15 protein-coding genes and 1 pseudogene are annotated in these 15,544 nt (G+C 59.1%); 6 read left to right on the top strand and 10 right to left on the bottom strand.

From position 1 onward, the window contains the following. Positions 1-2 precede the first annotated feature (2 nt). Genes ACQZ6F_RS06555 through ACQZ6F_RS06540 form a run of 4 tightly spaced genes read left to right on the top strand, consistent with a single transcriptional unit; the run spans position 3 to position 2,994 of the window. Positions 3-332 carry an XdhC family protein gene (locus ACQZ6F_RS06555; protein WP_449092373.1) on the top strand — a complete coding sequence of 110 codons (330 nt, stop codon included), beginning with the start codon at positions 3-5 and terminating at the stop codon, positions 330-332. Further along, on the top strand, positions 332-1,039 hold the full coding sequence (locus ACQZ6F_RS06550) for an XdhC family protein (RefSeq protein ID WP_449092374.1): 708 nt from the start codon (positions 332-334) through the stop codon (positions 1,037-1,039). Before ACQZ6F_RS06555 ends, ACQZ6F_RS06550 begins: the two co-directional genes overlap by 1 nt. Next, positions 1,036-2,670 (top strand): NTP transferase domain-containing protein, encoded by a 1,635-nt coding sequence (locus ACQZ6F_RS06545; protein WP_449092375.1) that lies wholly within the window; start codon positions 1,036-1,038, stop codon positions 2,668-2,670. Before ACQZ6F_RS06550 ends, ACQZ6F_RS06545 begins: the two co-directional genes overlap by 4 nt. Positions 2,671-2,673: 3 nt before the next feature. After that, positions 2,674-2,994, top strand: a complete 321-nt coding sequence (locus ACQZ6F_RS06540; protein WP_077472724.1) for a TfoX/Sxy family protein — start codon at positions 2,674-2,676, stop codon at positions 2,992-2,994. A gap of 3 nt (positions 2,995-2,997) precedes the next feature. Here ACQZ6F_RS06540 and ACQZ6F_RS06535 read toward each other — a convergent pair whose 3' ends face one another. The 6 genes and pseudogenes from ACQZ6F_RS06535 to ACQZ6F_RS06510 form a co-directional block, all read right to left on the bottom strand. Then, on the bottom strand, positions 2,998-3,420 hold the full coding sequence (locus ACQZ6F_RS06535; protein WP_449092376.1) for an NUDIX domain-containing protein: 423 nt from the start codon (positions 3,418-3,420) through the stop codon (positions 2,998-3,000). 36 nt (positions 3,421-3,456) lie between these two features. Continuing rightward, entirely contained in the window at positions 3,457-4,977 is a 1,521-nt protein-coding gene (locus tag ACQZ6F_RS06530; protein WP_077472726.1) for a DEAD/DEAH box helicase, read from the bottom strand. Positions 4,978-5,174: 197 nt separating this feature from the next. Continuing rightward, the gene (locus tag ACQZ6F_RS06525) at positions 5,175-5,666 is read right to left on the bottom strand and encodes a M23 family metallopeptidase (RefSeq protein ID WP_449096331.1); all 492 of its coding nucleotides are present in this window, start codon (positions 5,664-5,666) and stop codon (positions 5,175-5,177) included. A 143-nt stretch (positions 5,667-5,809) separates the two neighbouring features. Next, positions 5,810-6,509 (bottom strand): annotated as a pseudogene (locus ACQZ6F_RS06520) (M23 family peptidase); the annotation flags it as partial. Positions 6,510-6,600: 91 nt separating this feature from the next. Continuing rightward, positions 6,601-7,431, bottom strand: coding sequence for a ferritin-like domain-containing protein (locus ACQZ6F_RS06515; protein ID WP_068387970.1), 831 nt, complete (start codon positions 7,429-7,431; stop codon positions 6,601-6,603). A 4-nt stretch (positions 7,432-7,435) separates the two neighbouring features. Beyond that, complete coding sequence (locus ACQZ6F_RS06510; protein WP_449092377.1) at positions 7,436-7,918, bottom strand: peroxiredoxin; 483 nt, start codon at positions 7,916-7,918, stop codon at positions 7,436-7,438. Positions 7,919-8,048: 130 nt separating this feature from the next. Here ACQZ6F_RS06510 and ACQZ6F_RS06505 point away from each other — a divergent pair, with 130 nt between their 5' ends. After that, positions 8,049-11,468, top strand: a complete 3,420-nt coding sequence (locus tag ACQZ6F_RS06505) for a YhdP family protein (RefSeq protein WP_449092378.1) — start codon at positions 8,049-8,051, stop codon at positions 11,466-11,468. A gap of 55 nt (positions 11,469-11,523) precedes the next feature. Here ACQZ6F_RS06505 and ACQZ6F_RS06500 read toward each other — a convergent pair whose 3' ends face one another. Next, positions 11,524-11,850, bottom strand: a complete 327-nt coding sequence (locus ACQZ6F_RS06500) for a hypothetical protein (RefSeq protein WP_077472730.1) — start codon at positions 11,848-11,850, stop codon at positions 11,524-11,526. 272 nt (positions 11,851-12,122) lie between these two features. Here ACQZ6F_RS06500 and ACQZ6F_RS06495 point away from each other — a divergent pair, with 272 nt between their 5' ends. After that, on the top strand, positions 12,123-12,782 hold the full coding sequence (locus ACQZ6F_RS06495) for a Type 1 glutamine amidotransferase-like domain-containing protein (RefSeq protein WP_449092415.1): 660 nt from the start codon (positions 12,123-12,125) through the stop codon (positions 12,780-12,782). On the opposite strand, the gene ACQZ6F_RS06490 is transcribed toward ACQZ6F_RS06495, so the two are convergent. The 3 genes from ACQZ6F_RS06490 to ACQZ6F_RS06480 form a co-directional block, all read right to left on the bottom strand. Then, a complete protein-coding gene (locus tag ACQZ6F_RS06490; RefSeq protein WP_449092379.1) occupies positions 12,772-13,668 on the bottom strand; it encodes an alpha/beta hydrolase family protein in 897 nt (298 codons plus the stop codon). The genes ACQZ6F_RS06495 and ACQZ6F_RS06490 overlap by 11 nt on opposite strands. A 167-nt stretch (positions 13,669-13,835) precedes the next feature. After that, positions 13,836-15,092 carry a tyrosine--tRNA ligase gene (gene tyrS / locus ACQZ6F_RS06485; RefSeq protein WP_449092380.1) on the bottom strand — a complete coding sequence of 419 codons (1,257 nt, stop codon included), beginning with the start codon at positions 15,090-15,092 and terminating at the stop codon, positions 13,836-13,838. 253 nt (positions 15,093-15,345) lie between these two features. Beyond that, on the bottom strand, positions 15,346-15,544 hold a 199-nt coding region (locus ACQZ6F_RS06480; protein WP_449092381.1), incomplete at its 5' end, for a hypothetical protein.

Below are 15,544 nucleotides of genomic sequence, written 5' to 3'. Positions count from 1 at the left end.
CGATGTCAGACATATTCGAAAGCCTGGATCCGCTTGTCATCGCGGAGGAATGGGTGTCGGCGGGCCGTGACGTGGCCATGGCGACGGTCATTGATACCTGGGGGGCGGCACCACGCCCAGCCGGCAGCCATCTGGTGATAGACGGCGAAGGCAATTTTCACGGTTCGGTTTCGGGTGGCTGCGTGGAAGGTGCCGTGATCACCGAGGCGCTCGATGTTATCGCAACAGGCAAATCGCAAATGCTCGAATTCGGCGTCGCCGACGAGACTGCATGGCGCGTCGGTCTCTCCTGCGGCGGCCGAATCCGCATTTACGTGGAAAGGCTGACCTGATGGATCGTCAGATACTGGCGCGGCTGAATGCGTTGCGGCATGGGCGGCAAGCCGCGATCCTCGTCACTGACCTGTCGGGCGGCGCGGACAGGCTGATTGTCGAGGGTGACAGGCTGGAAGGTGTGATGGCCGATGCTGTTGCCTCGGCATTCCGGTCGGGCAGGTCGTCGGCCGTGGAAATCGAGGGGCAGAGCTTTTTCCTGAACGTCCATCTGCCGCCACCGCGCATCGTCGTCATCGGGGCCGTACATATCAGCCAGGTTCTGGCGCGCATGGCGACGCTTGCCGGTTTTGATATCACCATCATCGATCCCCGCACGGCGTTTGCGACGCAGGAACGCTTCGAGGGTATCGACCTGATTGCCGATTGGCCGGCGGATGCGCTCAAGGAACGGCCGCTCGATAGCTACATGGCGCTGGTGGCCGTAACACATGATCCGAAAATCGACGACGAGCCGATCATGCAGGCGTTGAGGACCGGCTGTTTCTATGTCGGCGCGCTCGGCAGCCGCAAGACCCATGCCGGTCGTCTGGAACGTTTGAAGCGGGAGGGACTGACGGAGGCAGATCTTGTCCGCATCCACGCCCCGATCGGTCTTGCAATCGGTGCCTCAAACCCGGCGGAGATTGCAGTTGCCATTATGGCCGAAATAATCGGTTCTCTTCGTGGTCGCGATGTGTCGTTGCCCAAGGGCGCAAGACCATGATCTTCGGCGAGTTTCAGACGGTTGAAGCCGAGGGGGTGGTTCTCGCGCATTCTGTTCGGCTATCCGACGGCGGCTTTTCCAAGGGTTACAGGCTGAACCGTGCCGATATCGAGCGTCTGGTGGCCGCCGGGATCGACCATGTTATCGCTGCGCGCATCGAACTTGGCGATCTGATGGAGGACGAGGCAGCAGAGCAGCTCGCGCGCGCGGTTGCCCCCGATCATTTAACCTTCTCGGAGGCAACGACGGGTCGCGTCAATATTTATAGCGCTGTCGATGGTCTCTTTGTCGCGGATCGAATGGCCGTGGATCGGTTGAATGCTGTCGACCCGGCAATCACGCTCGCCTGTCTCGCCGATCATGTGCCGGTGCGTGCGGGCGATATGGTGGCGACTTTCAAGATCATTCCACTGGCTGTTTCAGGATCTAAGGTCGCGGCCGGCATCGAGATCCTGAGGCGGATGCCTGTCTTCGAAGTCAAGCCATTCCAGGCGCATGCCGTGTCGCTCGTCGCCACGGAGCTGCCATCGCTGAAGACCAATGTCATGGACAAGACGACGCGCGTTCTATCGCAACGGCTGCAGCTCGCCGGCAGCACATTGCAGCGGGAAGAGCGTGTCGCCCACCGGGCGAATGCGGTTGCCGACGCGATCTGTCGCGCGCTGGAAGCTCCCGACCGGCTACCGAAGCTGATGATTGTTTTCGGCGCATCGGCCGTCATCGATGCCGGCGATGTCATCCCGGCAGCAATCCGGCTTGCTGGCGGCGAGGTCGTTCAGGTCGGTATGCCCGTGGATCCTGGTAATTTGCTGGTGCTGGGAAGAATTGGTGATGTCCATGTTGTCGGGGCGCCGGGATGCGCGCGCAGCCCAAAGGAAAATGGTTTCGACTGGGTGCTGGATCGTATCTTAGCCGGCGAACAACCGACGCCCCAGGATATCAGCGGCATGGGTGTTGGAGGATTGTTGATGGAAATTCAGTCGCGGCCCCGGCCACGCGATATCGCCGCCAAGCCGGCCTCGCAGATATCGGTTGCGGTGGTGTTGCTGGCAGCGGGCAGGGCGAGCCGTATGGGCGAGGCCGGCTTGCACAAGCTGCTGGCGGAATTCGGGGGTGTACCATTGGTTCGGCGATCCGCCTCGACGGCGGTTACGAGTGGAGTGTCCGCCGTCATTGTCGTGACGGGGCACCGCCGCGACGAGATCAACCAGGCACTAAGTGGTCTTGCCCTTGAGCAGGTATACAATCCGGATTATGCATCCGGCATGGCAAGCTCTCTGGTCGCAGGTGTCGGCGCAGCGGCCGCCCAGCGCGCGGATGGTGTTCTTGTCATGCTGGCCGATATGCCCGGCGTCACCAGCGACGATCTGAAAAGCCTGATTGCAGCCTTTCGCGGGGCTGGCGGCCACGCGATCGTGCGGGCGGTATCGGCTGGCAAGCGTGGCAACCCCGTGATCCTGCCACGTACCGTGCTGAACGCCGTCATGCGCCTTGAGGGCGATGTCGGCGCGCGACATATCATCGAGACATCCGGACTGCCGGTTCTTGACGTCGATATCGGTGAAGCGGCACATCTCGATGTGGATACGCCTGAAGCCGTCATCGCTGCTGGCGGTGTCTTGAAGGGATAGGGAATGGACAATAACGATATCGAAGACATGTTTCAGTCGCTTGGGCCGGTAACCATCAAGCGGATGTTCGGTGGCAAGGGGATCTACCACATGGGGCGCATCCTCGCGCTCGAAGTCGATGACGAGATACTGCTGAAAGCCGATGACGTCAGCGCCGGGGAATTCGAGGCGGCCGGCGCGCGGCGCTGGGCCTATGAGGGAAAGAAGGGCAAGGCTATCAACATGCCCTATTGGTCGATCCCCGAGGATGCTTTCGACGACCCGGACATCATGGCGAATTGGGTGAGATTGGCCTACGAGGCTGCCTTGCGTGCCGATAAATAGGCGTCAGCGGAAGTCTGATTCGCTAAGATGCGCGATCGTTGCCCTGGCAAAGTCCGAGAGTTGAGCCGGCAACTCATCGCGGCCGAACCAGCCGAAATCAGAGAGCTTGTCCGGCTCCATCAGGCGCGGCTCGCCGGAGAAATCCTTGCAGACATAGATCAGCGAAATCCAGTGCTGCCGATCCGCCGCAACGATGACTTCCGTTGCGCAGAGATATTCGATCTTTCCGATGGAAAGGCCGCTTTCCTCTTCCGCCTCACGGATGGCGGCGTGGGCGGCAGGCTCCATATGGTCGACTTTGCCGCCGACGATGCTCCAGAAGCCGGCTTCCGGCGCCTTGAGGCGCCTGTAGAGCAATAATTTGCCGTCCCGCAAAATTGCGAGACCCGTTCCTAGTCCTGGGAAATCAATGCCGGGCTTGCCCATGCGTACATCCCGAGATGTGCGGCAAAATGGGAGCTATCAGCCCTTGGCGCTTGCCACGATGAGCATGAAAGCCGGGATATCGTCGCCGAAGCCGACAGGAGTCGGGCCGTCATCATGGTCACGGTAACGGTTGCGGCGCTCGCGATTGTCGTCGTTCGCAGCAGGGAAGGGCCGGTTGTTGTTATTACGAGAACCGTTGTTGGATTTGTTGTTGTTCTCGGACTTGCGCTCGTTTCTCACGCTTTCAGCCTTTGCTGGTGCTGCTTCGATCACTGCAACGCCATTATCTTCGACGTCGATATCAGTTTTATGACTCGAGGCACTCCGGCCTCTGGGGCTGCGATCACGATCGCGGCCTTTGCCTTTCGGCTCGCGGCGGCGAGGAGAACGATTGTCGTCCCCACCTTCTTCGGCTGGCGGCAATGCCGACAGATCACCGTTCAGCCATTGCACATCTTCTCCGATCAGCTTTTCGATCGCGTCGATATGCTTGGTGTCGCGCTTCGTCACGAGGGTGAAGGCGGCACCGGAGCGGCCGGCACGGCCGGTACGGCCGATACGATGAACATAATCTTCCGAATGGATCGGAACGTCGAAATTGAAGACGTGGCCGACATCGGGAAGGTCGAGACCGCGTGCGGCGACGTCGGAAGCGACGAGAAGCTGGATCTGGCCGTCGCGGAAGTTCTGCAACATCGTCGTGCGCGAACGCTGGTCCATGTCGCCATGCAATGCACCGACCGAGAAGCCGTGGCGTTCAAGCGAACGGAAGAGGTCGGCCACATCCACCTTGCGATTGCAGAAGATGATGGCGTTCTTCAGATCCGTCTGGGCGCGGATGAGGTCGCGCAGCGTGGCGCGCTTCTCATAATCCTTGCTGTGCGAAGCGACGAAGCGTTGCGTCACGGTCTTCGCCGTCGATGCAGGCTTGGCGACTTCGACACGTTCCGGGTTCTGCAGGAAGCGGTCGGCCAGCTTCTGGATTTCCGTCGGCATGGTGGCCGAGAAGAACAGCGTCTGGCGGGTAAAGGGAATGAGCTTGGCGATGCGCTCGATATCCGGAATGAAGCCCATATCCAGCATGCGGTCGGCTTCGTCGATGACGAAAATCTCGACGGCGCTCATCAGCAGCTTGCCGCGCTCGAAATGGTCGAGCAGGCGGCCGGGCGTGCAGATCAGCACATCGGCACCGCGTTCCAGCTTGCGATCCTGTTCCTCGAACGACACGCCGCCGATCAGCAGTGCGATGTTGAGGCGGTGGTTCTTGCCGTATTTCTCGAAGTTCTCGGCGACCTGGGCCGCCAGCTCACGCGTCGGCTCCAGGATCAGTGTGCGCGGCATGCGGGCACGCGCACGACCCTTTTCAAGCAGGGTCAGCATCGGCAGCACGAAGGAGGCTGTCTTGCCTGTACCCGTCTGGGCGATACCACAGATATCGCGGCGCTGCAGCGCAAATGGGATGGCACCGGCCTGAATCGGAGTCGGTGTGGTGTAGCCCGCGTCAGTAACCGCGGAAAGGACTTTTTGGCTCAAGCCAAGGTCAGCAAATGTTGTCAAAGGGAAAACTAGTTCCGTCTTGGTTCGGTCGAACACTATGAATCGACACGCAAGAACGTGCCGGAATGCAGCGCGACATAGAACCAAATACCCGTGAAGTCAAGGAAAGCAGCCGCTTCTGTGGGCTCGAAGTTCATTCATGACGCAATTTTTAGATTAGTGCCACATTTGTTGCGCCTTTGTCACAACTTCGGCGGCTAAATTGCCCCAAGTCCCTGAATGTAGCTTGCGAGTTTCGTGCCGGCATTGATGAAATACATAGGATCTATGGGGTGTCCGTTTTCGCGAACTTCATAGTGCAAATGCGTGCCCGTCGAACGTCCGGTACTGCCAGCGAGACCGACGACATCGCCTGTGCCGACCTTGTCGCCGACCCTGACCAGCACTTGCTCCATGTGACCGTAGCGCGTGGATATGCCGTCGCCGTGGTCGATCTCCACCATATTGCCATAGCCGCCTGTCCAGCCCGCCGAAACTATCTTTCCGGGAGCCGTTGCCTTGATCCGTTCGCCGGGGCTGAAATGAAAATCGGTGCCGGTATGAAGGGCCAGCGTGCCGAAGAATGGGTCCTTGCGATTGCCGAAGGGGCTGGTGATGAGCTTGCCCGGCGCAGGATTTCTGAATGGCAGGCTTTCGGCGGTTCCCCGCACCGTTTCCAATCGCGTCAGTGCAGTATCGAGATCGGCCATTGACTGTTCGAACTGATCGACATTCTCAGGCGCGACATAGGGGCCACCGACGCCACCATCCTCATCCTCTTTACTGGCAACCTCGTCCGGAACCTTGACGCCGACATTGTGCATGATCGCCTGAATCTCGTTCGTCGTTCCCGATGCGTCAGCCGTAAGGTTGCGGATGCGGGTCAGCTGATCCTGCTCGATATGCTTCAGGGACAGCGTCACTTTCGAAAAAACACGGTCGGCGCGGTCGGCGACGGTTTCGGGGGCGGGGACATAGGCGAGGGTGGAGTTGTCGGGAGTAACGTCGGCGGGTTTGCCGCCTGAGAGAAGCTTTTCGATTGCCTTCGGCGCCGTCAATTGCGCATGGTCGTTCTTCGCCCCTTGCGCATTCACATCGGTATGTGGGCTCTTGTCGGTAAGGCCGGAACTCTCGGCTCTGTCGAGCAGCGCATTGAGCTTGCCGCCGCGCGACGATAGTTGCTGCTGCTGCTCGATGAGCTTGTCGACCTTCTCTTCGACGACCTGCTGATCCAGGAGCTGGCGGGAGGTGACGCGATCGACCTGGGCGCGCAGTGCGGCAATGCGGTCCTCATAGTCATATTGCATGCGGGCCTGGCGAGCCATGGTTGCGCCGATCAGGTCGTCACGCAGGACGAGGTAGGAGGTCGCCAGGAGATAGCCGATCGAGAAGAGGCCGACCAAGCAGACGGCAATTGCGGCCATCCACGGGCGCACGGTCATGTGACGCACGGTGTCACCGCTCGCCAGAATGATCGTGTGGTGCCGCTGCTGCTTGCCGAAAACCCGGTTCTGAGGTCTTGCTGTCACCGAGACTCTCCCAATTGATACCATTTGGCATCTGTTGGAACTACACGGCATTATGGTTAACGAATGCTTTCTATCTCAGTATTAGATACCTGAAAAGTCGCTTTGCGTTAGTATATCAAGCATTGCTTGTAGATGTCAGCGATCGGTAGAAGGAAGGCGTCAACCCAGCTTCCGCGCGGGCTATGTCGTTGAACGGCGCCTTGAGCGAGCCGCGGAAGTTCGCCCGTACCAGCTCCTGGAATGCACGGGCCGGATCGCGCTTTTCCCGGGCGCAGAGAAAGCGAAACCACTTGGCGCCAACGGCGACATGGCCTTTTTCGTCATTGTAGATGACATCGAGCACGGCGGCACTTTCCATATCACCGGTCTCGCGCATCTTCGCCTGCAGCGCCGGGGTCACGTCCAAGCCTCTTGCTTCGAGGATCAACGGCACCACGGCGAGGCGGGCGGTCAGATCGGTGCGGGTTGCGTGCGCTGCCTGCCACAAGCCGTCGTGGGCGGGCAGGTCGCCATAATCAGCGCCGAGTTCTTGCAGCCGCACTCGCACCATGCGGAAATGCTTGGCTTCCTCGAAGGCGACCTGCATCCAGCCGTCGAAGAAGGAATTGGGCACTGGTTCAGTTGCGAAGCGTGCGACGATATCGAGCGCAAGATCGACTGCGTTCAGCTCGATATGGGCAATTGCATGCAGCAAGGCGATACGGCCCTTGAGCGTATGCAGCGAGCGCTTTTCCATATGCTTCGGCGGCACCAGTTCGGGCCGTTCCGGTCGCCCGGGCCGATCGGCCAGCGGTGGGTCGAGCGGCGAACGCAATGACAGCGTGCGGGCAAACCAGCGCGTTGCGGATTCCTGGGCGAGCGCGGTCTTGCGATCGAGATCTGCCGAGCGAATGGCGGCGATGGCGCCGCCGCGTAGCGACGTGATCGTATCTGGATTGCCGCCCATGCCGTCAAAGCTCCTTGGCGGCAGCCAGAACGGCGTCGGCATGTCCGGCGACCTTGACCTTGTCCCAGACCCTGGCGATCCGGCCGTCCGAGCCTATCAGGAAGGTCGAGCGGACGACCCCCATATAAGTGCGGCCGTACATGCTCTTTTCCCGCCACACACCATAGGCGGTCGCCATCGTCTTTTCTTCGTCCGAAGCGAGCGGCACGGTGAGCGCATATTTTTTGACGAACTTGTCATGGCTCTTCACCGTGTCGGGAGATATGCCGAGAATGGCGGCGCCAGCCCTGGCGAAATCGGCCTCAAGCGCCGTGAAGGAAATCGATTCGGTTGTGCAGGCCGTTGTGTCGTCCTTGGGATAAAAGAAGAGGACGAGGGGCTTGCCGGCAAAATCGGCAAGACGTATCCGTCCGCCGCCGTCGCGCGGAAGATCGAAATCCGGGGCCTTGTCACCAACATTCAACTCAATGGGAGAAACTTCCGTCACGGGAAAATCTTTCTTTTGCCGGGTTTTTAGACGATACTAAGGTTGAGCCATATATGCTGCTCAGGTATGCCGTCCACATGGGACGCAGCGTCACCAACAAAATTGCTGAGAATGAAAGGGACGCACAGGAGTGATCCGAGGCGAAAAGGTTACATTCCGCAAAAAGGATCTTGTGTCACTCGACCATCTGCCGTCTGCTCAGGTCGATGACCCCCTGATTGTGCATGTGCCCGAGCGTACCAGCCGCAATCGCTCGCATGTCTGGCACGTCTGCCGCATGACGCTGGTTTTCATCGCATTTCTCGCCATCATCCTCGGAGCGGTGATCGCCACGATCGAAAGCGGCATCTTCGATGAGCCGTTGTCCCAGAAGGCGCAGACGGCTCTCGATAAGGCAATCGGCCCGCGTTACAAGGCGGAAGTCGGTGCAACCGTCGTCCGTTTCACATCCGATCTGCGGCTGGCCCTGGAGGCACGCGACGTCAATGTGGTCGATCAGGATAGCGGCAAGCACCTGTCGACCATGTCGACGGTTAACATGGAACTTGATCCGCTGGCTCTCCTCGAAGGCCGGGTGGAAGTGGCAAGCGTTGCCGCAGAGGGTATAGCACTCGATACTTCGCTCCTACCTCAGGGCAATCCCGTCGATCTCACGGCATTGCGCGTCGATGCGCTGCCGCAGGCGCTGACTTCAGCCTTCGACAACCTCGACTTTCTGGAACGCTTCGTGCAGCGCGGCGGTACGAATTCGGTGCGTATTTCCGGGTTTTCGGTAAAGCTGGCCCGTCAGGAAGGCGATCCCATCTCTCTGGTGGTCGATAATCTCACTTTCGAGCGCAACGAACCGAATTCACTGCATCTGTACGGACAGGTCGCCGTCAACGGGTCTGTTGCGACACTCGACATCAAGGCAGCGCAGCAAGAGGCCGGCCATACCTCTTCGCTCATCGCGAAAATCTCCAATCTTGATCTCAAGCCGCTGACGATGGCGTATGATCCGAACGGCACCCCGCGACAAGGTCTCATGAGCTTTGCCGATGTGACGCTTTCCGCTGTGAAGGGAGCTCCAGGCACCGATCCGAAGCTGGAAACGGCCGTCGCGATCCAGCCGGGCGTACTCTACATGGATCGCGATCCGCAGGATCTGACGCAGGGCGATATCAATCTCGCCTATAATTTCGATCATCAGACACTCGAAATCGCGCCGTCGAAAGCGGTATTCGTGGGTACCATCGTGCCGTTCTCCGGCGCGCTCATCGATCTCGACCGCGTCGACGCCAATGCGGGCAAGGGTTTCGGCATCGACTTCCTGATCAAGGAAGGTACGGCCGCTTCCTCGATATCGGGAGAAAAGCCCGTCAGCTTCGACGGTCAGGCGACCGGACGCTTTCTGTCGGCGACCAAGGAATTCCAGTTCGACAATATCGGCATATCGACGCCCCAGGGTGCCTTGTTCGGCTCGCTGCACATGAAGCTCGGCGACAGCTCGCCGGAAATCAGCTTCGGCGGCCGCGCCGACAAGCTCGACACCACCGTCGTCAAGCAGCTATGGCCATTCTGGATGGCTTCCAAGCCGCGGGTTTGGGTCGAGAACAATCTATTCGGCGGTTCGGTGACGAATGCCGTCATATCCGTCTTCATTCCGGCTGGCCGGCTTCGGGAGGCATCGCAGACCGGCAAGCTGCAACTCGGCAAGAACGAGTTGCATATCGCCTTTGATATTGACGGAGCACGCCTCAACGTTCCCGGGGAAATACCGCCCCTGCGCGATACCAAGGCGCATTTCGACCTCACGGGCCCGACGATGGGCGTCGAGATCGCCACTGCAACTTCCTATTTCCCGACGGGACGCACGGTTACACTGAACGACAGCCGTTTTTCGATACCGGCGACCTATGACAAGCCCCTGATGGCCGATCTGGACCTGACGATTTCGGGCACCGGTGACGCGGTCGGTGAACTGCTGACATACAAGCCTCTGGAAGTTCTTCAGCGCACCGAATTCAAGCCTGAGGATTTTAACGGCAAGATCGTTGCCAAGGTCGACGCCCGTATCGGTCTGATTGCCGACCAGAAGCCGCCGCCGCCGGATTGGGGTGCAAAGCTGACGCTTAACAATGTCGACCTGCTGAAGCCGATGAACAATCGCAAGATTGACAATATGACCGGCGAGATTGATGCCGATCCGCAATCGGTTCATCTGCAGGCACAGGCGCAGATCGACGGTATTCCCGCTCAGATCGATATGGTCGAGCCGACGGACAGCAAATCGACCGTCAAGCGTAGTCGGGTGATCACGGCAACGCTTAGCGATGCTCAGCGCAATACGGTTATGCCGGGTCTTCGCGATATGATCGACGGGCCCGTGAAGGTGGAATTGACGCGCATCGACGATGATCGCCAGGGTGTGAAGGTCGATCTGGGCAAGGCGGCGCTCACGGTTCCATGGATCGGTTGGTCGAAGGGCGTCGGCATCCCGGCAAGCGCCCAGTTCGAGGCGTCCGGCCCCGACAGTCAGACCACGCTCAAGAGTTTCACGCTGAAGGGTGACGGCTTTGGTGCCAGCGGTGATCTGGTGATCAGCAAGGGAGCCTTGTCGTCCGCGAGTTTCGACAGCGTGAAGCTTTCGGCAATCGATGATTTCGGATTGTCGCTGAAGCACAGCAAGGGAGGGAGCTATGACGTCCTCGTGTCGGGAAACTCCGCCGACATCCGCCCCATCCTTGCGCGGTTGAAGACGTCCTCGTCCGGCGGACGACAAAGCGGGGGTGACGACGATTCGGCGAGCGCGACAGTTCGCGTCAATCTCGACAAGGTTGTCGGTTTCAACGATGAGGCGATCGGCAATCTCAAGGGGACCTATTCGATCGCTGGCGGCAAAACGACGGCCGCGGATTTCTCCGGCGTAACCAGCAGCGGCGAGGCGCTCGTTACGCAGATGAGCAAGGGCAGCAATGGCGTGATCCGCATCACCAGCGGCGACGCCGGCGCGGTCGCGCGCTTCACCGATCTCTACAAGCATCTCAAGGGCGGTCTGCTCAATCTGTCGCTGCGCTCGACCGGCCAGGACAATTGGGATGGCTCGCTCGATATCCGCAAGTTTGCCATCATCGATGAAAAGAAGCTTTCCACCATTGTTTCGACCCCGAGCGGCAAGAATGGAAAGAGCCTGAATGCGGCTGTCAAAGACAATATCGACACGCGTTCGCAGAATTTCGAACGCGGCTTTGCGCGCCTGGTGATGCGCGACGGAGCGCTCTCCGTTGAAAATGGCGTGGTGCGTGGCGTTCAGGTCGGCGCGACGTTCCAGGGGACGCTGAAGGATGCCAGCGGCAAGATGGACATGACCGGGACCTTCATGCCCGCTTATGGCCTGAACCGCCTGTTTGCCGAGGTTCCGATTGTGGGCTTCATCCTCGGCAACGGCAGCGACCGCGGACTGATCGGCATCACCTTCCGGCTGACCGGCAGCTTCGATAAGCCGAACATGCAGATCAACCCGCTGTCGATCATCGCACCGGGTGTTTTCAGGCAGATCTTCGAGTTCTGAGGCAATGCCAAGCCGAGGCGATGTCTTCGCATTGCGTGAAGACCATAAGGGCAGGCTATCTTTCTTGCGCTAATCGCTGGCGTATGCGTTCCGGCCCGCCGCTCATACGTTGCGCGAATGGTCGATCCGGATTGACGACGCGCCAGAACGGAGCGTCGCCGCTTTCGCTGATCTGCACGAGATGTCGCTGAACGGTGACAGGACAGCAGGCGTCGGCGCCATATTGCTCGGCAAGCGACTTTCGCAGTTCGCCGATATCCGATAATCGACCCGGTGGTGCTGCCCAGAGGGCATGGGAAACCATATCTTCGCTTGGAATCAACATGCTCTGCGTGGCGCTTCGTCCTTTAGCTCTCGTCTTGATGACGGGTAATTCATCCATAATCCACCTCCAGAGTTTCGGATCCTGACAGAGGACGAACGGGTCGTCTGCGACCCGACACACGGGTGCAGAAAATTCACCGGAGGATCAGGCCGTGAATATTTGGAGAAATGCTCTGGTCCCTTGTCGACGCTCTGATGAGGCTATATTGCCAGGCAGCTATCGTCGATCTCGCCTGAAACAGTTATAATCCGGACGTTGCATGCTGGCCTTTTCGTCGCCAATATATTTGCCGGCGGTTTCGATTTTCGGCCAGGTGTAATTCCGTGAGAATGTATTTGTCTTCCTATCGCCTCGGCGATCATGTCGATCGTTTGTTCGATCTTATCCGAGGGAAGCGGCGTGTCGGCATCATTGCCAATGCTCTTGACTTCATTCCCGACGACGCGCGGCAAAGATACGAAGAGACGATCTACAGTCCCCTAAGGGAACTGTCGGATTTGGGCGCAGAGCCTGAATATCTCGATCTCAGACGATACTTCGGAAACTCAACTGCCTTGGAACAAGCGCTGAGAGAATTCGATCTGGTGTGGGTGCTTGGCGGCAACGTTTTTCTTCTTCGCCGTGCCATGAGGCAAAGCGGGTTCGACGATCTGATAGCAAGATTGCTGGAAGAGGATAGCATCGTCTATGGCGGATTCAGCGCCGGCGCTGTTGTCGCGACCAAGACATTGAAGGGAATCGACCTCATGGATGATCCCAATGAGTTGGCCGAAGGATATGAGCCATCGGTTCTGTGGGAGGGATTGGGCCTTGTCGAGTTCTCGATTGTGCCGCACTATCGATCGGACCATGGCGAAGCGGAGATGGCCGAAAGGGCGGCCACCTTTTTCAAGCAACACGCACTGCCGTTTCAAGTGCTACGTGATGGCGATGCAATCCTCGTCGAACATGGCGTTATTTCCCTGCTTTCCGATCCCATCAAGGATTGAATTTCTTGAGCCACTCCAGCGTTGCCGGAACCATGTGGTTATCGATCACTTGCGGCCCGGTAAATGCGCTGAAAACGTGATCCGTGTCGAAAACGTCCAGACGCTCCTCGCCATCGTGATAGTTGAGAAGGGCCTGACCGGATGCCGGTTGCGGCGTGACGGTCGTATCCTTGCTGCCGACGATGACTTGCAGAGGGCCTGGGTAGTGCGCAATCGCCGCGATGGTGCTGGTGGTCGGCATTTCCTGGTAGAACGACGCCTTGAGCGTGGTATCGGCGCCCCAAGGCAATTTGGAGGTGATTTCAGTCTCCGGCGGGCTGGCCAATCCCTTGGCGACACTGTCGGCGCCAAGCAGGCCGGCATAGGTATAAAGCGGCGTCACCACCGGTGCCCATAAGGTCACCGATTTGACCTCCGGCCGGGCCCTTGCCACATGGGCGCCGACAAGGCCGCCCTGGCTCCATCCGAGGATCGATATTCTGGCGCCGTCGACCTTGTCGCTGGCCTTGAGCCAATCGACAGCGGCAATGCCATCCTTGATTTGACCGGAGAAAGTGGTGTCGGCCCATTTGCCGTCGCTGTCGCCGGAGCCGCGGAAGTCGATCCTCAGGCTGGCATAGCCGCTTTCCGCGAAAAGCCGTGCGCTACGGGAAAATACGCCTTCCTTGGTGTCCTTGATCGCCAATTCATCGCGCGTGCCGCCGAAACCGTGGAACATGACCACGACCGGGGCCTTGGGATTGCTGTCGATGGTGGACAGGGTGCCGATGACCTTTTGTCCATCGACATTGAAGGAGATTTTCGTCTCCGCCGCAGAAGCGAAGCTCGCGATGGTGACCGCAAGAATGCACGTAAAACCCACTCCGAATGCCTTTAGTCCAAGCATCTGCCGTCCTCCCATATCGCGATTTGTGGAGGCTAGTGAAGGTGGGCATAGCGGTCAAGGATATGGGCGCCAAACCTATCGACAGCGGTAGCCGATGGCTCACGTCGAAAACGAGAAAGGCCGGCAGAGTGTGCCGGCCTTTCCTGTTTCATGCAGCACTCGGCAACTCAGGCGGCCGGGCGGATCAGGATGTGTTTCTTCTTGCCCAGCGACAGCTTGATGACGCCATCAGCGGTGATTTCACCGCTGCCGATCGTCCGACGCTCGTCGCTGACGGCCTCGTCGTTGATGCGTACCGCACCGCCCTGAACATGGCGGCGTGCCTCACCGTTCGAGGCGGCAAGACCGGCGCGCACGATCAGCGACAGAAGCCCGATACCGGCTTCGAGTTCGGACGCGGGGATTTCGACGGACGGCAGGTTTTCGGACAGGCCGCCTTCCTCGAAGGTCTTGCGCGCAGTTTCAGCCGCTTGTTCGGCCGCTGTGCGGCCATGCAGGATCGCCGTGACCTCGGTCGCCAGGATCTTCTTGACCTCGTTGATCTCGGAGCCTGCAAGGGCTGAGAGGCGAGCGATCTCGTCCATCGGCAACGTTGTGTAAAGCTTGAGGAAGCGGGAGACGTCAGCATCCTCGGTGTTGCGCCAGTACTGCCAGAAGTCATAGGCCGAGAGCAGGTCGGCGTTCAGCCAGACCGCGCCGTTGGCGGATTTGCCCATCTTGGCGCCCGACGAGGTCGTTAGCAGCGGTGAGGTCAGGGCGAAGAGCTGCTTCGTCCCCATGCGGTGACCAAGATCGATGCCGTTGACAATATTGCCCCACTGATCCGAGCCACCCATCTGCAGGCGGCAATCGTAACGCTTGGCCAGCTCGACGAAGTCGTAGGCCTGCAGGATCATGTAGTTGAATTCGAGGAAGGACAGTGACTGCTCGCGCTCCAGGCGCGTCTTGACGCTGTCGAAGGACAGCATGCGGTTGACCGAGAAGTGGCGGCCGACATCGCGCAGGAATTCCAGATAGTTCAGCGAGCGCAGCCACTCGGCGTTGTTGATCATCAACGCCTCCTTCGGGCCTTCGCCGTAGGTGAGGTAGTTCGAGAAGCAGCGCTTGATCGAGGCGATATTGCTTTCGATCGTGTCGACCGTCATCAACTGGCGGGACTCTTCCTTGAACGAGGGGTCGCCGACCATGCCGGTGCCGCCGCCCATCAGCGAGATCGGCCGATGACCGGTTGCCTGCATCCAGTGCAGCATCATGATCTGGATCAACGAGCCGGCATGCAGGCTCGATGCCGTGGGATCGAAGCCGATATAGGCCGTCACGGTTTCCTTGGCGAAGAGGTCGTCGAGGCCCGTTTCATCGGAAATCTGATGAATGAAGCCACGCTCTTGCAGGGTGTGCAGGAAATCGGATTTGAACTCAGCCATGATCTTGGTCTCTCGAAGCCGCATCGATGGAGGATGCGGCGAAGTCGCTGTTGTTGAATGTTGCGGGGCGCGTTTAGCATTGATTTGCCGGCGCGTCACCATTTTGGTGACATGCGGACGCCAAGTTTCGGTTGGAAGAGAAGGCATGAGACGCCATTTGTGAATTAAAGCATCTCAACGTGAATAGACCGCCACTTCGCCTCGAAGCCGCCGGGAAGATGCCGCGCATTCGCCCAAATCAACTCCTAGTCATTTATTGTTGATCCCCGCAGTGCGCCACATGTTTCCTGAAAGAAACCGGTATGTCACCTTTGCTTTCGATGATGGGATTGTCATCCAAGAAGACGATCTGGGCATTTTTTGCGATGATGTTGGTTTTGGCGGGGGTCGCGGTTGCGAGTTCGGCCGAGGCGCAGAACTCTCCTGAGAAGCGCATAGCGCTTGTCGTCGGC

The organism is Rhizobium sp. A22-96, from assembly GCF_053521805.1.
This window is presented reverse-complemented; position numbering and strand designations above follow the sequence as displayed.